The sequence below is a fragment of the Desertivirga arenae genome, from assembly GCF_017355785.1.
Lineage (GTDB): Bacteria > Bacteroidota > Bacteroidia > Sphingobacteriales > Sphingobacteriaceae > Desertivirga > Desertivirga arenae.
In genome coordinates, this window is record NZ_JAFEWE010000002.1 from 297,085 (window position 1) to 314,860 (window position 17,776).

Consider the following 17,776-nt stretch of genomic DNA (forward strand, 5'->3'; position numbering starts at 1 on the left):
ATACTATAAAAGTTCTCCTTAACAGACATTAACCATCAATACATGAACAATAGTAAGTCAAAGTCCGCATTTTCGGATTCAGGCGCTCAAGCTCTTGTTTTGATCCAGAATTTAAACCTTCAGTTTGCCCAGAAAAAGGTACTGAACAATTTAAGCTGGACGATAAAGCGTGGTGAAAACTGGTTGCTTGGAGGAACAAGCGGAAGTGGCAAAACATCCTTAGCTAAAGTAATCGCAGGCCTATCAGGAACTGCCGAAGATGTCAAAATCGATTTCGTTAAAGAAGGACCACTACCCGCTAAAGTATTATTTGTAGAAAGCTGGTATCGTTTTAAAAATATAGAAGGTCTGTCCAATTTCTATTACCAACAAAGATACACCAGCTTACAAGCGAATGAAACGATCACCGTAGATGCAGAATTAAAGCATTATGGGAAGGAAAATAACTTAGAGGCTGAAGGATTGGAGAAGCTAATGGAAGCTTTAAATTTCTCAGCTCTAAAAAACTCGCAGTTACTTGAACTTTCAAGTGGCGAGCATAAGAAATTACAACTGGTAAAAGCACTATGGCTGAAGCCTCAATTACTCATCATAGATCAGCCTTATACAGGACTGGATGCTTTATCACGCAGAAGATTAAACAGCTTGCTGGATGACCTGTCAAAAAGAGGAGGTCAGTTCATCCTGATCTGCAACGATACAGAGTTACCAGAAAGCATCAACTGTTTCGCAGAAATTATCGACGGACAATTGAAAAGTTCAAACGCTCCTGAAGAAATTTCAGGTGCTTCATTGCGGCAGTCCAAAAGCTTACCTGAATTCCTACGGGCTAGACCTGCTTATACCTCTGATGAAATCGTTCGGATGATCGATGTAAATATAATTTACGGAGAGAAGCAGGTTTTAAAGAATATTAATTGGAAAGTTAAAGCAGGTGAAAGGTGGCTTTTACAGGGGCCGAACGGTTCAGGAAAATCAACCCTGTTAAGTTTAATTAACGGCGATCATCCGCAATCTTATACCAACAATTTCTATTTGTTTGGTAAGAAGCGCGGAAGTGGCGAAAGCATCTGGGATATCAAGGAACATATCGGGATTATCTCTCCTGAGTTTCACTGGTACTTTGATGCAACATCAACAGTTTGGCAAAGTATTGCTTCGGGTTTTTATGATTCTGTGGGTTTGTACAGGCAATTACCATATTCCAAAACTGCGAAAGTTAATGAACTGATCGATTTCTTTGAATTGACAGGAAATAAGAACGATTTGCTAAGTACTCTGCCGCTGGGAAAACAGCGACTGGTCCTACTGGCAAGAACGATTATTAAGAATCCGGAGCTACTGATTTTGGATGAACCTTGTCAGGGATTAGATCAGCAGCAAACAGTATACTTCAATCAGCTGGTGGATGAATTGAGCGTAAACGGAATGACGATCATTTATGTAGGTCACTTCGCCTCAGCACTCCCCTCCTGCCTGGAGAAACGAATAGTTTTGAATGAAGGCGAAGTTGCAGCCATAGAGACTATTCAGGAAGACTGTTTAGCTTAAAGATGAAAATTAAGCGTTTAGTAATACCTGGAGATGGTATTCACTGAAACAAGAAATATGTAAAGAAAATGCATCTCCACCACTAAATCAACAGAACAAAAACGATGTTACACGATCCAAACCGTATTTATATTTTTGATACTACGCTGAGAGACGGCGAGCAGGTACCTGGTTCTCAATTAACAACTCCTGAAAAAATCATTATCGCTGAGGCGCTGGAGAAACTCGGAGTTGATGTTATTGAAGCCGGTTTCCCGATCTCTAGTCCCGGCGACTTTCAAAGTGTGGTTGAATTATCCAAGGCTATTCGTGAGCCTATCATTTGTGCCTTAACCCGCGCAAATAAAGGGGATATTGATTGTGCAGCAGAAGCTCTCAAATTTGCTAAACGTCCGCGTATCCATACAGGTATCGGTTCTTCCGACATGCATATCCAGTACAAGTTCAATAGTACACGTGAAAAGATCCTTGAGCGTGGCGTTGAAGCGGTAAAGTATGCAAAGCAATTTGTAGAAGATGTTGAATTCTATGCAGAAGATGCTGGCCGTGCAGATAATGTTTTCTTAGCACAAATGATCGAAGCAGTGATCGCCGCCGGAGCAACCGTAGTGAATATTCCTGATACTAACGGATATTGTCTTCCTGAGCAATATGGTGAGAAGATCAAATTCCTGAAAGAGAACGTTAAGAACATCGATCAGGCAATCATCTCTGTCCATTGCCATAACGACCTGGGTCTGGCTACAGCTAACAGTATTGCCGGTCTCCATAATGGTGCACGTCAGGTTGAATGTACCATCAACGGTATTGGCGAACGTGCAGGTAATACTTCTCTTGAAGAGGTTGTAATGATTCTGAATACCCATAAAGCTTTGGGCTACCATGATTTGATAAACATCAATACAAAACATTTATATGGATTGAGTGGGATGGTTAGTCGGATGATGCGCATGCCAGTGCAACCAAACAAAGCAATTGTAGGTAAAAATGCTTTCGCACATAGTTCTGGAATACACCAGGACGGTTTCTTGAAACATCGCGAAAACTATGAGATCATCAACCCTGAAGACGTTGGTATTGACTCAGCTGATATCGTTTTGACGGCTCGTAGCGGTCGTGCAGCCTTGAAGCATCACTTAGAGCGTTTAGGATACACCATAGAAAAGATCGACCTTGATCATACTTATCAGAAATTTCTTGAACTGGCTGATGAGAAGAAAGAGGTTAAGGATGATGACCTGTTGAAACTGATGGGTGCTGATGAAACCAATTATAAAAACGGGATTAGCATTAATTCAATAAAGGTAACTACAGGCGATCAGGAGCAGCCGGAGGCAGAGATCAACCTTCATTTTAACGGAGAAGATCATACTGCTACAGCTACAGGAAATGGTCCCGTAAGTGCAACTATCAATGCCATCCTTACTGTTCTCAAGAAAGATATCGAGATCAAAGAATTTAACATCCACTCGATCCACGGAGGTAGTGATGATGTAAGCAAGGTAGACATGAGGGTTATGTTCGAAGATAAATCGTACATGGGCTATGGTTTTAGCACCGATATAGTGAGGGCATCAGCTAACGCATATCTCGATGCTTTAAACAAGTTCGTGTAACAACTGTCTCCCTGCAAGGGGGATTTTAAACAGGCTACAACAAGCATTGAATTGATTTTGAAGTAATTGCTTCAAAATGACTTAATAAAAGTACCCTTTAAACAATAAGGGTCGTTAAAGGAAATAGTAAAACTAAAAGTAGAAATGAGCAAGACATTATTTGACAAGGTGTGGGACTCGCATGTGGTACGTAAGATCGAAGGTGGTCCAGATGTGTTTTTTATTGATCGCCATTTGATTCACGAGGTTACCAGTCCGGTAGCATTCTTAGGATTGAAAAGCAGAGGATTAAGCGTTTTATATCCTGAGCGTACATTTGCAACAGCAGACCATAACACCCCAACAATTAATCAGCATTTACCTGTGGCAGATCCTCTTTCAGCTAACCAGTTGAAACAATTGGAGGAGAACGCAAATGAGTTTGGTATCCGTCACTGGGGATTAGGTCACCAGAAAAATGGTATCGTTCACGTTGTTGGTCCTGAAAACGGTATTACACTTCCTGGTGCTACTATCGTTTGTGGCGACTCTCATACCTCTACTCACGGTGCTTTTGGTGCTATCGCTTTTGGTATTGGTACTTCTGAAGTTGAAATGGTTCTTACTTCTCAATGCATCATGCAACCTAAGCCTAAGAAAATGAGGATCAACATCGAAGGTTCTTTAGGTAAAGGTGTTACTCCGAAAGACGTTGCTTTGTTTATCATCTCAAAATTAACTACTTCCGGAGCTACTGGTTACTTTGTAGAGTACGCAGGCGAAGTATTCGAGAAAATGAGCATGGAAGGTCGTATGACTGTATGTAATCTAAGTATTGAAATGGGTGCACGCGGTGGTATGATCGCTCCGGATGAAACTACTTTCAATTACATCGCTGGTCGCGAGTTTACACCTAAAGGTGAGGCTTGGGATAAAGCTATGGAATATTGGAAAACATTGAAAACCGACGCTGATGCTGTGTTTGATATTGAATATACATTTGATGGAAGCAGCATTGAGCCAATGATCACTTACGGTACTAATCCTGGTATGGGAATGGGTATCTCTAAGGCTATTCCTACCGCAGAAGAAGTTGAAGGAGGAAAAGCAACATACGAGAAATCTCTAGGTTATATGGGCTTCCATGAAGGAGAGGCAATGATCGGAAAACCGGTTGATTACGTCTTCGTAGGAAGCTGTACTAATGGTCGTATAGAAGACTTCAGAGCCTTTGCTTCAGTTGTAAAAGGTCGTAAGAAAGCTGATAATGTTACGGCATGGTTGGTCCCGGGATCTCACATTGTTGAAGCTCAAATTAAAGAAGAAGGAATTCTTGATATCTTAACAGAATCCGGTTTTGAACTTCGTCAGCCAGGATGTTCTGCATGTTTAGCAATGAATGATGACAAAGTGCCTGCTGGTAAATATGCGGTAAGTACTTCAAACAGAAACTTTGAAGGTCGTCAGGGTCCAGGTGCAAGAACAATGCTTGCAAGTCCGTTAGTTGCGGCTGCAGCAGCTGTTACAGGTGTAGTAACAGATCCAAGAACTTTAATTGAAGAACAAACTTTAGAATTAGCTTAAGATAGGTAAAAGGAGAAAGGTTAAAGGTAAAAGCTGCAAGCAAATGCTTTATCCTACCTTTTGCTCTAAAGACTAATATATAATAAAAGCTGAAAGGCAAGAAGTTTAAAGTTAACGTTTGAGAACCTTTTAATAAGGCGCCAAACAAGAACCTTTAACCTTTTACCTTTCACTTCTCAACCTCAAAAAAATGGCTTACGATAAATTTACTATACTACAAAGTACTGCAGTTCCTCTTCCTATTGAGAACGTGGATACTGACCAAATCATTCCTGCACGTTTCTTAAAAGCTACTAAGCGTGAAGGTTTTGGTGATAACCTTTTCCGTGACTGGAGATATAATCCTGATAATACTCCTAAAGCTGATTTCGTATTAAATAACTCTACTTACACCGGAAAGATCCTTGTAGGTGGAAAGAACTTTGGTTCTGGTTCATCTCGCGAGCACGCTGCTTGGGCTGTTTACGATTACGGATTCCGCGCAGTAGTATCCAGTTTCTTTGCTGATATATTCAAAGGTAACTGCCTGAACATTGGAGTATTACCGGTTCAGGTGAGCCCTGAATTCTTAGAAAAGATCTTCGCTGCTGTATTTGCTGATCCTAATACTCAATTAGAGATCAATTTGCCAGAACAGACTATTACGCTACTTGCAACCGGCGAGAAAGAAAGCTTCGATATTAACTCTTACAAAAAAGATAACATGCAGAACGGTTTTGACGATATCGACTATCTTCAAAACATTAAAGGAGAGATCCAGGAGTTCGCAGCAGAGCGTCCTTTCTAATATTATTGGAATTACACTTATTAGTAGGGATTACACCCATTGATGGGAATTACACTGATGAGTGAAGATTGCAGTGATGATATATATTACACCGATTGATTTGATTCGATCGGTGTTTCATTTTAATATCTTTGCATTAATTAGCAGGCGTATAAATCATCTCATATTAGTGTATTCGAATGATATCAGTCTATTCATATCATTATCAGTGTAATCATCCTATTATCGGTGTAATCATCCTATTATCAGTGTAATCATCCTATTATCTGTGTAATCAATCCTAATCGGTGAAATCATTCTAAAATGAGAAAGAAAATTGAAATAATGGACACTACTCTCCGTGATGGAGAACAAACCTCTGGTGTGTCTTTTTCTATTTCTGAGAAACTTACCATCACACAATTGCTACTGGAAGAATTGAAGGTAGATCGGGTTGAAGTGGCATCTGCACGTGTTTCGCAGGGAGAATTCCAGGCGGTAGAAACCATTACAAAATGGGCAGCAGAAAACGGACATATTGATCGCATTGAGATCCTTTCCTTTGTTGATAACGGAGTTTCAATAGATTGGATGGTGAAGACAGGGGTTAAAGTGCAGAATCTTTTAACAAAGGGTTCTCTTAATCATCTTACTCATCAGCTTAAGAAAACTCCTGAGCAGCACTTTGCTGATATTGAAAAAGTAATTGCTACTGCTGAAAGTCAGGGTATCTCAACTAATGTTTACCTTGAGGATTGGAGTAATGGAATGCGCAATTCACCTGAGTATGTTTGGCAATACCTTGACTTCTTAGCCACACAGCCCATAAAAAGGATAATGCTTCCTGATACATTGGGGGTACTCACTCCTTCTGAAGCATTTGGTTTCATCTTTGCGTTGAAGGAAAAATATCCTTCGATACATTTTGACTTTCATGCTCATAACGATTACGATCTCGCAACAGGAAATGTCCTTGAGGCTGTAAAAGCGGGTATTGATGGACTTCACCTTACCGTCAACGGCATGGGTGAAAGGGCAGGAAACGCACCCATGGCCAGTGTTATCGCTGTGATTAATGATTTCCTTGCCGAAACGGAAATTGCCGTTAAGGAAGAAGCGATCTATAAAGTAAGTAAGCTGGTTGAGAATTTTTCAGGGGTACGTATCCCGGCAAATAAACCTATTGTGGGGGAATATGTATTTACTCAGACAGCCGGAATTCATGCTGATGGCGACAACAAAAAGAACTTGTACTTCAATGACCTTCTGCCTGAACGTTTCGGAAGAAGGCGTAAATATGCTTTAGGGAAGACTTCAGGAAAGGCAAATATTGAAAAGAATCTTCAGGAGCTCGGCTTGAAGCTTTCTGACGAGGATATAAAAAAGGTAACACAACGTGTTATTGAATTAGGCGATAAAAAGGAGATAGTTACTAAAGAGGATCTACCCTATATCATCTCAGATGTCCTCGATAGCAGCATGTACGAGGAGAAAGTTAAAATTGAATCTTACGTACTCACTCATGCCAAAGGATTACGGCCTTCGGCTACTCTATCTATCTGCATAGATAGTAAGGTATACGAAGAGAACGCTCAGGGAGATGGTCAGTTCGATGCTTTTATGAAAGCACTGAACAAGGTGTATCATAAGAAAGGATTAAAGCTTCCTAAACTGACCGATTATTCCGTTCGTATTGCACCAGGTAGTAGCACTGATGCCCTTTGTGAAACAGTGATCACCTGGGAACATGAAGGCAGAACATTTAAAACACGGGGACTAGATTCTGATCAGACGGTATGTGCTATTAAGGCTACAGAGAAGATGCTGAACATTATTTAACTTACATTTAGATTTATGATGTTCCAAACCTCATAAATTACTACTAAACATTCCCATCAAAATAGCGCCAATTCTTAGGAAATATAAAACCTCTGAGCTTAAAACCTTAGAGGTTTTTTCTTTAATATTTCGTTTTCCTTAAACAGCCGGCAAGAACATGTATTCATTTCTCCTACTTATTCTGCATTTGTTCTCCCCACTTTTTTGCTGCCTTAAGCATTTCTTATAACTTTGCGGCGGCTTTAGAATATGGAATGTGAAGAAGCAGACCATATTGCTATAAGATAACCAAATCAAGTAAATCAATTTTAAGTCAGACCATCCTCATTTAGGGGATTAAGGGGCTAAGCATAATATATAAAAAATGAAACTAAACATTGCTCTATTAGCAGGAGATGGAATAGGTCCTGAAGTAATTGCTCAGGCAGTTAAAGTTGTTGACGCAGTGGCTGTAAAATTCGGTCATGAAGTTAGCTGGACAGAAGGTTTAACTGGCGCAGCTGCAATCGATGCAGTTGGGGAACCTTATCCTGATTCAACTCACGAAATTTGTTTAGCTGCCGATGCAGTACTTTTCGGAGCTATCGGTCACCCGAAATACGACAATGATCCTAAAGCAACAGTTCGTCCTGAGCAAGGTTTATTAAAGATGCGTAAAAAATTAGGATTGTTTGCCAACGTACGTCCTACCTTTACATTCCCATCTTTAATTGACAACTCTCCTTTAAAAAGAGAAAGAATCGAAGGAACTGACTTAATCATCTTACGTGAGCTTACAGGCGGTATCTATTTTGGAGAAAGAGGTCGTAAAGATGATGGAAACACAGCTTTCGATACTTGTACTTACACTCGCGAAGAGATTCAGCGTTTAGCTAAATTAGGCTTCGAGCTAGCACTTACCCGTAGCAAAAAACTTTGCTGCGTAGACAAAGCAAATGTATTAGAGAGCTCTCGTCTGTGGAGAGAAACAGTACAGAACATGGAAAAAGATTATCCTGAAGTTCAGGTTTCTTATGAATTTGTTGATGCCGTTGCTATGCGTTTAGTTCAGTGGCCAAGTTCTTATGATGTTATTATTACTGAAAACTTGTTTGGTGATATCTTAACTGACGAGGCTTCTGTAATTTCTGGCTCTATGGGATTAATGCCATCCGCATCTAAAGGTGTGCATACTTCATTATACGAGCCGATTCACGGTTCATATCCGCAGGCTGCCGGTAAAGACATTGCAAACCCTTTGGCTACAGTTCTTTCTGCTGCTATGATGTTCGAAGATGCTTTCGGTTTGAAGGCTGAAGCTGAGGTGATCAGAGAAGTAGTGAATAAATCTTTAGCTGAAGGTATCGTTACAGAAGATCTTTCCGGAAAAGAAGGTAAGGCTTACAAAACCAGCGAAGTTGGTGATTGGTTAGCAAAGAATATCTAAGAGCAAAGCACAACCTATAATAATAAGCCGCTGCCCCTACATCAGGTAGCGGTTTTTTAGTTTATCTACCTTCTGTATCTGCGTTTGTCGTGTACGTTTTCTAGTTTATACTCTCTTTATATTCCATTTCCATTAGATTTGCTTTATGAATAAGTCTTCCTCTAACATAAATCCCATTTCCGCACTTCAAAGATTAAAGAAAGTCATAAAAAAAACGCCTCTTGAACACAATTTAAGACTCTCTGAAAAATATGAATGCGATGTTTATTTAAAGAGAGAGGACCTTCAGGTAGTGCGTTCTTATAAGCTACGGGGTGCCTACAATATGATTAGCCAACTGAAAAGGGAGCAGCTGGAGAAAGGTGTTGTTTGCGCCAGTGCAGGTAATCATGCGCAGGGTGTAGCATTTTCTTGTCGGAAACTTGGGATCAAAGGAGTGATTTTTATGCCCGAAATTACACCAGGCCAAAAGGTTAATCAAACCAGGATGCATGGCGACGGGATGATCGATATAATCCTCACGGGAGATACATTTGATGATTGTCTTAAGGAAGCCCTCAATTATACTGAAGCAAATGGTATGACCTTTATCCCACCTTTTGATAATCATGCCATCATAGAAGGCCAGGGAACGGTTGGTGTAGAAATCTATCAGGATCTACCGGAAGCTGAGGTTATTATTGTTCCTGTTGGAGGCGGAGGCTTGTCAGCAGGCGCCGGAACTTACCTCAAACAAGTTAATCCATCTATCCAAATCATAGGAGTAGAACCAGAAGGTGCACCTTCCATGGTTAAAGCATTTGAAAATAAAGCTCCCTATACCCTTCCCGAAATTAACCGATTTGTTGATGGAGCAGCAGTGAAACGAGCCGGAGATATAACCTTCCCTATCTGCGAGCAGGTAATTGATCAAATGAGACTTATACCTGAAGGAAAAGTTTGTACCACTATTTTAAAACTCTATAATGAGGATGCCATTGTAGCTGAGCCAGCAGGGGCACTATCAGTCGCCGCGCTGGATTTGGTGGCCGAAGAGATCAAAGGCAAAAAAGTGGTCTGTGTTATCAGTGGAGGTAATAACGATATTGAGCGTATGCAGGAAATTAAAGAGCTTTCCCTACTATACGAAGGATTGAAGCACTATTTTGTTGTACGTTTCCCACAGAGGCCAGGGGCATTAAAGATCTTTGTAAATGAAGTTCTTGGTCCTGGTGATGACATAACCCGTTTCGAATTCATTAAAAAAACTAACAGAGAAAGCGGCCCTGCATTGGTAGGAATCGAATTAAAGCATGCTGATGATTATGCCCCCTTAGTTGAGCGAATGAAAGCATTGAACTTCGATTATAAAGAGATCAATAAGGATCAAACCTTGTTTGAATATTTAGTTTAGTGGACCTTGCGCCACCGCCGACTCAAGAAAATTCGCCAAGCTATAATTGCTTTAAATAAATTGTTTCAACCATTGCCTGGCTTCTTCCGCGCTCGAAAAGCTTTTCATTGGAATAGGGGCTTTCTTAAATTTAAACAACAGATTCATTATAAATAAGGCTAAACCAGGCTTTGATACCATTGCCATTGCCTTATAAATTTCAGGGAGTTTCTCTGTCGAAAATCTCTGGGTCTCTTTATCCGGAATAGGAGAATTTTTTAAATAAATTAATAAGGGAACAGGCGTGTTATTCGTAATTTTCTTTACTAACTCTACATTTGAAGCAATAAGCGGGATCGTCCTCTTGATGCTTTTTGAATCGGAGATCAGAATATCATCCTCAAACCAATAGTCAGCTATTTCGCCTTTATAAATCGTTCTGTCTCCTGGAGTTTCCATTATCTGCTTTACAGCAAATAACGCTTTAATCAACTAAAGGAACAAATAGTTGATGAACTAATCAACAGCTCCCTCTGCCGTGCTCAATAATTCATGTTTAATTGGAACTCGTTTAAAGCACCGCGAACACTTCTTTTTGGTTCCATCCTTTTTATACTTCCATTTGTGAAAGCCCGCAGAACAAAGGAGCAACTGAATTCTTTTGATCATATCTTTTAGTTTGAATACTCTTCTACGCATTTGTCAGTGCAGGGTTTTGACAAATAGGGTAGCCTCCGTTATTCATACTGCAGCCGGACCAAGTAATTCAATCTAAAAGCAAACCTTCATAAAAATTAGTCGTAGAACAAGGATTTAAATATAACAATGGGCTTTTGACATCGATATAGTCATCAATGCATTGACATTAAAAAAGATTAGCATTAACTTTAATTAATAATTTCTTAAGATGAAAAAAGTGTTTATTTCAATGACATTAGTGGTAGCCGGGGCAATGTGTATGAGCTTTGTCAGCGATATCACTGGAATATGGAAAGGAACGGTGAAAGTTCCGAGTGGAGAGGATGTAGAAATTACCTATCACCTTAAAGCTCAGGGTGAGAAGTTAACCGGAGTAATCACTGCTGCTACTGGTGATGAGATAGACATCCAGGAGGGACAGATCAAAGGGAACGATTTCAGTTTTAAACTTGACTTTGGCTCAAACAACGTTCTACAGGCCAAGGGGAAGCTATACAATGATTCCATAGTAGTCAAATCACAGATAAAAAGCTATACGCTGCAAAACACGTTTAGAAGAGTAACAGAAAGCAAATAGGTTATGAAATATGAAGGCCGGTCAATGCAAGGCTGGCCTTGTTCGAAGTTTCCCGCTTAGTTTTACCCCTCCTGTTGCAAATCAATACAGGCGCGTAGACCTCCTACTTCTTTGCGCATCCCTTGCAGTCAGTACTGCTTTTAGCTCCTCCAGTACAAAAGGTTTATGAATAAACCCATCTACACCCAGTTCCCTGATCCTTTCAGCTGTCAAAAAGGCGCCCGAAGTAACTACAAGAAACGCATCTGATAATCTATCGCGTTCCCCCGTAATAAATAATTGTCTGTTTTTCAAAAAAAGCCTTCTGTAGATGATTACAATATCGGGTTCTAACTCAATGAATAATAAGGCAAGCACCTTATCGGGAGAGCAAATTACAGCTTCATGGCCTAACTGATTTACCAGTTTTGCAGCGTACTCAGCCTCTTGTTCATCACCTTCTACAATAAGTACTTTTTTCATAGACTTAATCTGCCATTAAATTAGTTTAAAGAAATGAATTTTAAAAAACAAGATTTAGATATTTCATGCTCTGGCTTGGCATAATTATGGTATAAACAACCGAAACGACGTGATGGAAATAAAAGATATCATTCTAAAAATAAATCAACTGGTTCCTCAAGCCACTCCCGAGAACATGCTTGAAACCACGTTGAAGGTTACAGAGGAAGGAGTAAAGGAAGTTCCTCCCGAAATTATTGGAGACGTTAAAAACGCTTTCGTTAAGATAGTCAAAGGTTTATCTGATGAAAACTTCGATGAATTCCTGCAATATCTGATCGCATTAGAGTACCACCGCAATGTTACTGTTGGCCTTCATGCAACTCAGGTTCCCCTTGCATTCGAACAGCTTCCTCAAAAAAACCTGTTGTTTGAACTGAACTTTCCGCAGGACTTACGTGGCTGGGCAGAACCAGACCATAAGTCAGAAAACAACAACGACAACCACGATGACGATGACTTTTGGATTTAAGGGCGGGATGGCGACATGGTGTTTGTTAAATTGCTGATTGATCCAACAATTTAACAAACCGCCGCTCAGGTTTGATTACTCTCTCCAAACCACAACCTCTGCGGGTTTAAGTATCCTCTGACCAATAATAATCTTTCCATTGGCAGGTACCGGAATATTCTGATTCTGAGAGGAATAATTTAATCCATACCAGAATCCATCACAGTACTCCACTAAAACACCTTCTGGTAAATTCAAAGTAGATACTCCAGCCTGCTGGTATACTTTCTGTAACATCTTACGCTCCAACTTGCCGTCATCCGTATCAGAGCCAATATAGGTAACTGTACCCAAACCAAGTTTCCTGTTCAAAACAGCGGCCTTCCCCTTATAAAACTGATCTTCGTACTTCGCCCAAACACTTGCTGTTGAAGGTTTAAGAATATCTCCCCAATTGTTCCATTCAAACGAATCGTTACCAGAACTGATCTTCCCCTTCAAACTTACAGGCAAATGATCGTAATAGATTTCCTCTGCTCCGATAAGATCAAGAATAGGTTGCTGAAAGGAAGCTTCCCATAAATGGCCCTCCCTATCTTTCTGCCCTGTACGACAAGTAATGATCAGGTTTCCTCCATTCTGCACGTAAGTTCTCCATCTATCTACCAGTTTATAATCCAAAAGCTGAAAAGCTGGAACCACAAGAAAGGGATATGCAGAAAAATCTTTGCTCTCGTCTATAACGTCTACCGGTGATCCCAAAGCTTTTAAGCCGTTGTAATAACGATTTACATGCTCCATATAGTTCCATTGGTTGGTCTGGGGCTGATTGTCCATCTCCCAGCGACTGTCTATGCTGTAAAGTATCGCAGCTTTCCGTTTCGTAAGGATTGCCGGAAACGCTGTAGGTTTGTAAGCTTTTCTAAGGAGCTCCAGTTCGTTGATCACCTTAATATATTCATCACCCGAGCGACTCACAGTAACTCCGTCTGTTTTCATTATCCCATAATGATACTGCTCTCCTCCGGATAAAGGCTGCCTGAATCGGTAATTACATACAAATTTGTTTCCACCCGCCATCACGTGATACATCCACATTCTTACCGCTCCCGGCATAGTTTGAGGATTAAATAAGCCCCAGTTCACCTGGCCCGGCTGCAGTTCCATCACACCACTTAAACCATTGATAGACCGAAATAAGTCGTTTGAGAACCCAATGCTACTGGATGATCCCATTCGGAAGCCCTGCTCTCCATGACCGCTGTCATAACCCGCCACCAGGTATTTAGTATAACTCTCTACATCCAGACTCTTCATTCTCAGAGGGTCCACGGCGGGATAAGTCGGCATAAGGTTCGTCGTGATCCATTGTTCTGGCTTAACATATTTCCGCAGAATGTCCCTTTGATAAAGAACAAAATCAGCAGCTTCGTCAGCCGTAAACCGTTTAAAATCGAGCACGGCATGAGGATTAGGCTGGGCTACAAGCTCCTTCCCGTTTGGGATCCGTATTTGTTCAAAGTTATTGTACAGAATGCTCCAAAATGCATTTCCCCACGACTTGTTTAAATCATCAATGTTCTGGTATTTCTTCTTCAGCCAATCGTGGAAAGCCTTCTGTGCGTTCTCACTGTAATCGTATTCGTTTCCGTAATGCGAGGGCTCATTATCTATCTGCCATCCCCAGATTGTTGGATTATTTCCATATCTCTTTGCCAATACAGTCACAATCTTCTCAATATACTGCCGATAGGTTTTGGACGACCAGGAAGCCTGCTGCCTCGCGCCATGCTGAATAGTACGCCCTTCAGCATTTACCATCAGAACGTCCGGATGCTTTTGAGTCAGCCAAACTGGAGGTGTTGGCGTTGGAGTACATAGTACCACTTTCACTTTATACTTGGAGGCAAGAGCAATGGCTTTATCCAGCCACTCGAAGTTATACTTCCCTTCCTCTGGTTCCATTACCGCCCATGCAAATTCGCCGTAATGCGTAAACTCGAATCCCAGATCCGACATCTTTTTTATGTCCCTCTCCCAATTACTCTCAGGCCACTGCTCAGGGTAATAGTAAGTTCCAACTTGCATTAGGTCCTTATTATTAAAAAATTTGGTAGCTGACTGGGCGATCAGTTGCTGCATGAACAAAGTCATAGTAACTGTAGCTAAAAGACACTTCCTAAGAGGAATGGAAAAGTTCCTCTTCTTTTCAAGAACGGGATTATTGGTTAGCATTTCAATCTGGGTTATTGAAAAGCTAACATACTAAACCATTTCTATGTCTCCTAACCGTCATGCTGAAATTATTTCGCCATCTCCTGAATTATTAGCTGTAGCGCCCAACCAAGAGATTCTGCAAGCAGGTCTGGATCACAGAAACTCGTTCATCTGCTCTTTCCCCTAAGCCAAAGTAAGGCGTTAATATTTCCACAAGTCCAAATACGTAGATCTATAAACTGCGTATTAATACGCCTTTTTTTTTGGTTTTTTTAACAAAATGCCATATTTTTCGAGCTTCAACCCTATGGAGCGAGCAGTAAATATTTTAAGTGCGGTATTCGATAGTTTCGACGATGTGTGGTTCTTCGTTTCTCCCGACTACTACATTAGATATTTTAATCAAAAGGCCGCCACCAATAGCAGAATCTTTCATAACTGCGAGCTTAAGCCAGGGGACAGCATCCTTAGCTTTGCCCGTGATACTCAGAATAAAGTCGACGAACGCTTTGTAGCAAGTTTTAAAAAGGCATTAAGAGGAGAAATCATAAAAGTTGAAGATCATGTAGTTTATAACTCAACTTCTATCTGGACCCGAACAAAATATACCCCAGTATTCGAACACGGACAATTACTAGGAATTTCACTATTAATTGAAGACATAACTCCACAGAAACAGATTGAGGAAGAGCGAAATAAGCAACAAGAGGAGATTATAACCATTTCCTCAAGGACGCAGGAATTTGTGAACATTGCCAGTCACGAACTAAAAACTCCACTTACCAGCCTGAAAGCTTCCCTTCAAATTATCTCAAAACTCCTTGACAAGAAAATAAATATTACAGAAATAAAGCGGTTTATAGACAAATCAAACCTTAGCGTTACCAAGCTTCAAAACCTTATATACATTCTTCTTAGTGCGAACCGGATTTCCGAAGGCGAGCTTAAGTTAAAAAAGCAACACTTTAATCTCTACCAACTACTGGAATCCTCTAGCGAGCCCCTTATACTTGACGGCAAATATGAAATAAGAATTGAAGGGCCACGGGATCTCGTTGTTTATGCTGATCGGGATAAATTGGATCATGTGATTACCCATATGCTAAATAACGTTGTGAAACACGCGCCGAAATCAGATCATATAATACTACGTTTCGAAGAACTTAGTGCATCGGTAAAAATTTCTGTTCAGGATTTCGGCCCTGGTATATCAAAAGAGAAAGTCCAGCATGTATTCAAACGGTACTTCCAGGGTGAAACTAAGAACAGCAATTCAGGCATGGGTTTAGGGCTATATATTGCTGATGGAATAGTAAAAGAGCATGAAGGTGAGATCGGTGTAGACACAGAAAAAGGAAAAGGAAGTGTATTTTGGTTCACCCTGCCAAAGCAAGCTAAAGAAGCCGGCGAGCCTCAATAAAGCAGATGCCTTAACTTATTCTCATTCACAACGTAAATTGTACCATCCACAATTTCGATCAGGTTTTCCGTTTTAAATTCCTTCAGGGTCCGTATCAGGGATTCCTGGGCTGCACCCACGATATTGGCTAGATCTTCCCTGGAAATTTCCACCACAGGCTTCCCGTGTTTTTCATCTTTAAACTTATCAATGACTGTTATAATTCCCTTCGCAACTTTTTTCCGCAAAGAATTATAGGCTAAATTCAAAAGCTTCTCTTCCTTCTCCCGGATGTTATGCGCCAGCATTGCGATGAATTTTGCCGCTACCTGTCTGTCGTTATTCAATAGTTGCAGGAAGTCAGATTTTGGGATAAGCATCAATTCAGCCTCCTCAAGTACCTGAACACTTTCCATATAATTGATATCTTCTATTACCGCAGTGTAGCCAAAGAAATCTCCTTTAGTATACATATTGGTAATGAACTCCTTCGCATCCTCATTGATCAGAAAACCCTTTAACTTTCCCCGGATCACAAAATAAACATACACCGGCTTCTCTCCCTCTGAATAAAGCAGATGTTTCTTCTTATAATGATGAATGTCGTGGGTAGTGCTCGACAGATTGAATAGCTCAGATTGATTCACTTCATGCATGAACTCACTCAACCCTGCTTTATCCGGCGCTATGTTTCTCTTTAGCCGCTCAGTCTTTTTTAGCCGGATCTCAATCGCATTTAGAAGATCGTCCTCACCGACAGGCTTGATCAGAAAATCGTCTGCTCCCATATTCATCCCCTTTCGCAAATCTCCCAACTCTCTCCTCCCTGTCATAAATATAAAGGGAATTGTACTTGTATCAGGATGGCGACTTATTACATGAAGTACACCAAAACCATCCAAGCCAGGCATTGCAACATCGCAAAGAATCAAATCGGGCTTTTCCCTCAGAGCTTTTTCAACCCCCTCTTTTCCATCAGTAGCCAGTACAACACTATAGTACGATAAAGATAAGATCTCTGCTATATTTTCCCTTAGATTACTATCGTCTTCAATCAGTAGGATTTTTTTCATTGGCAGCACAGTAGTACATCAAATATATACAAACGGCCCTGCTCCCCTATTCACAAAAAACAGATCTCAAAATTAGGCAGAAGGGGCTTGATCAATAATCGATCAATTAAATATACCAAGTTCCCCTGGTAATTCAAATCATCATCAATACGGCAAACAAAACTTAAAACATTCTAAGTAAAGCATTTACAAAAAAAAGGCAATCACTTATCTATCTCGAATCTTAATTTCCTAAAATTGTTGTTACAACATTCGCTGTCACGGATGACGAGGCCAGGTATAAAAGGCCTTTACACTTTTGTAACTCAAAGAACGCTAATCTGTAGTCGATACTCATAAGATCCTCCTCTCAAATTGCAAATGCAATTCAATGAGATCACAGGAAGACCGCTTACTATACAATTCACTAGTCTTCTTTGATGAACTATTAAATTTAATAGAAATACCCTGTTACTGCCATAAACTGGCAATAATCGCATAAAGAGCTGATTCTTATCAATTTTCCCTATCAAAGGGGTTGAGTAATTGTTTACAGTTTTCCAAAAGGGGTAATCTTTTTCTCCTAGAATTGCTTTTTTTTAAAATCTTTTAATTATCTTTATTTTAAAGCACCTTATTGTTAACAATCCTAAGATTTTTTAACAAAATTACAATGAGAGCCGCAGACAAAAAACCGACTTTTAAAGTTGAATGATGACATTGTAAAGAGGAGTTGCGCCCCTACAA

14 protein-coding genes are annotated in these 17,776 nt (G+C 40.3%); 10 read left to right on the forward strand and 4 right to left on the reverse strand.

Features of this window, described 5'->3' with window-relative positions; translation table 11 throughout:
* The first annotated feature begins 42 nt into the window (after window positions 1–42).
* The 7 genes from J4N24_RS05265 to ilvA all read left to right on the forward strand — a co-directional run bounded on the left by J4N24_RS05265 (window position 43) and on the right by ilvA (window position 10,154).
* Window positions 43–1,551, forward strand: a complete 1,509-nt coding sequence (locus J4N24_RS05265) for an ATP-binding cassette domain-containing protein (protein WP_207532615.1) — start codon at window positions 43–45, stop codon at window positions 1,549–1,551.
* Window positions 1,552–1,655: 104 nt separating this feature from the next.
* The gene (locus J4N24_RS05270; RefSeq protein ID WP_207532616.1) at window positions 1,656–3,167 is read left to right on the forward strand and encodes a 2-isopropylmalate synthase; all 1,512 of its coding nucleotides are present in this window, start codon (window positions 1,656–1,658) and stop codon (window positions 3,165–3,167) included.
* A gap of 144 nt (window positions 3,168–3,311) precedes the next feature.
* A complete protein-coding gene (leuC, locus tag J4N24_RS05275) occupies window positions 3,312–4,730 on the forward strand; it encodes a 3-isopropylmalate dehydratase large subunit (protein WP_207532617.1) in 1,419 nt (472 codons plus the stop codon).
* A 190-nt stretch (window positions 4,731–4,920) separates the two neighbouring features.
* Entirely contained in the window at window positions 4,921–5,517 is a 597-nt protein-coding gene (gene leuD / locus J4N24_RS05280; RefSeq protein WP_207532618.1) for a 3-isopropylmalate dehydratase small subunit, read from the forward strand.
* Between the two features lie 303 nt (window positions 5,518–5,820).
* Window positions 5,821–7,335 carry a hydroxymethylglutaryl-CoA lyase-like TIM-barrel protein gene (locus J4N24_RS05285; protein WP_207532619.1) on the forward strand — a complete coding sequence of 505 codons (1,515 nt, stop codon included), beginning with the start codon at window positions 5,821–5,823 and terminating at the stop codon, window positions 7,333–7,335.
* 364 nt (window positions 7,336–7,699) lie between these two features.
* Window positions 7,700–8,761 carry a 3-isopropylmalate dehydrogenase gene (gene leuB, locus J4N24_RS05290; RefSeq protein ID WP_207532620.1) on the forward strand — a complete coding sequence of 354 codons (1,062 nt, stop codon included), beginning with the start codon at window positions 7,700–7,702 and terminating at the stop codon, window positions 8,759–8,761.
* A 145-nt stretch (window positions 8,762–8,906) separates the two neighbouring features.
* The gene (gene ilvA / locus J4N24_RS05295; protein WP_207532621.1) at window positions 8,907–10,154 is read left to right on the forward strand and encodes a threonine ammonia-lyase IlvA; all 1,248 of its coding nucleotides are present in this window, start codon (window positions 8,907–8,909) and stop codon (window positions 10,152–10,154) included.
* Window positions 10,155–10,205: 51 nt separating this feature from the next.
* On the opposite strand, the gene J4N24_RS05300 is transcribed toward ilvA, so the two are convergent.
* Window positions 10,206–10,592, reverse strand: coding sequence for a DUF7793 family protein (locus J4N24_RS05300; RefSeq protein ID WP_207532622.1), 387 nt, complete (start codon window positions 10,590–10,592; stop codon window positions 10,206–10,208).
* Window positions 10,593–11,040: 448 nt separating this feature from the next.
* On the opposite strand from J4N24_RS05300, the gene J4N24_RS05305 reads away from it, so the two are divergent.
* Window positions 11,041–11,409 carry a hypothetical protein gene (locus tag J4N24_RS05305; protein WP_207532623.1) on the forward strand — a complete coding sequence of 123 codons (369 nt, stop codon included), beginning with the start codon at window positions 11,041–11,043 and terminating at the stop codon, window positions 11,407–11,409.
* A gap of 81 nt (window positions 11,410–11,490) precedes the next feature.
* On the opposite strand, the gene J4N24_RS05310 is transcribed toward J4N24_RS05305, so the two are convergent.
* A complete protein-coding gene (locus J4N24_RS05310) occupies window positions 11,491–11,871 on the reverse strand; it encodes a response regulator transcription factor (RefSeq protein WP_207532624.1) in 381 nt (126 codons plus the stop codon).
* A 112-nt stretch (window positions 11,872–11,983) separates the two neighbouring features.
* Between J4N24_RS05310 and J4N24_RS05315 the strand changes: the two genes are divergently transcribed.
* Complete coding sequence (locus tag J4N24_RS05315) at window positions 11,984–12,382, forward strand: hypothetical protein (RefSeq protein WP_207532625.1); 399 nt, start codon at window positions 11,984–11,986, stop codon at window positions 12,380–12,382.
* Window positions 12,383–12,457: 75 nt separating this feature from the next.
* On the opposite strand, the gene J4N24_RS05320 is transcribed toward J4N24_RS05315, so the two are convergent.
* Entirely contained in the window at window positions 12,458–14,596 is a 2,139-nt protein-coding gene (locus tag J4N24_RS05320) for a beta-galactosidase (RefSeq protein ID WP_207532626.1), read from the reverse strand.
* Between the two features lie 262 nt (window positions 14,597–14,858).
* Here J4N24_RS05320 and J4N24_RS05325 point away from each other — a divergent pair, with 262 nt between their 5' ends.
* Window positions 14,859–15,998 carry a sensor histidine kinase gene (locus tag J4N24_RS05325; protein ID WP_207532627.1) on the forward strand — a complete coding sequence of 380 codons (1,140 nt, stop codon included), beginning with the start codon at window positions 14,859–14,861 and terminating at the stop codon, window positions 15,996–15,998.
* On the opposite strand, the gene J4N24_RS05330 is transcribed toward J4N24_RS05325, so the two are convergent.
* The gene (locus tag J4N24_RS05330; protein ID WP_207532628.1) at window positions 15,992–17,050 is read right to left on the reverse strand and encodes a response regulator; all 1,059 of its coding nucleotides are present in this window, start codon (window positions 17,048–17,050) and stop codon (window positions 15,992–15,994) included. The two genes, J4N24_RS05325 and J4N24_RS05330, sit on opposite strands and share 7 nt — an antisense overlap.
* Between the last annotated feature and the right edge of the window lie 726 nt (window positions 17,051–17,776).

Coding starts and splice junctions, on each gene's coding strand:
- J4N24_RS05315 (WP_207532625.1), top strand. CDS start 11,984: ATGGAAATAAAAGATATCATTCTAAAAATAAATCAACTGGTTCCTCAA.
- J4N24_RS05325 (WP_207532627.1), top strand. CDS start 14,859: ATGCCATATTTTTCGAGCTTCAACCCTATGGAGCGAGCAGTAAATATT.
- J4N24_RS05330 (WP_207532628.1), bottom strand. CDS start 17,050: ATGAAAAAAATCCTACTGATTGAAGACGATAGTAATCTAAGGGAAAAT.
- J4N24_RS05320 (WP_207532626.1), bottom strand. CDS start 14,596: ATGCTAACCAATAATCCCGTTCTTGAAAAGAAGAGGAACTTTTCCATT.
- leuB (WP_207532620.1), top strand. CDS start 7,700: ATGAAACTAAACATTGCTCTATTAGCAGGAGATGGAATAGGTCCTGAA.
- J4N24_RS05300 (WP_207532622.1), bottom strand. CDS start 10,592: ATGGAAACTCCAGGAGACAGAACGATTTATAAAGGCGAAATAGCTGAC.
- J4N24_RS05265 (WP_207532615.1), top strand. CDS start 43: ATGAACAATAGTAAGTCAAAGTCCGCATTTTCGGATTCAGGCGCTCAA.
- J4N24_RS05270 (WP_207532616.1), top strand. CDS start 1,656: ATGTTACACGATCCAAACCGTATTTATATTTTTGATACTACGCTGAGA.
- ilvA (WP_207532621.1), top strand. CDS start 8,907: ATGAATAAGTCTTCCTCTAACATAAATCCCATTTCCGCACTTCAAAGA.
- J4N24_RS05305 (WP_207532623.1), top strand. CDS start 11,041: ATGAAAAAAGTGTTTATTTCAATGACATTAGTGGTAGCCGGGGCAATG.
- J4N24_RS05285 (WP_207532619.1), top strand. CDS start 5,821: ATGAGAAAGAAAATTGAAATAATGGACACTACTCTCCGTGATGGAGAA.
- leuC (WP_207532617.1), top strand. CDS start 3,312: ATGAGCAAGACATTATTTGACAAGGTGTGGGACTCGCATGTGGTACGT.
- J4N24_RS05310 (WP_207532624.1), bottom strand. CDS start 11,871: ATGAAAAAAGTACTTATTGTAGAAGGTGATGAACAAGAGGCTGAGTAC.
- leuD (WP_207532618.1), top strand. CDS start 4,921: ATGGCTTACGATAAATTTACTATACTACAAAGTACTGCAGTTCCTCTT.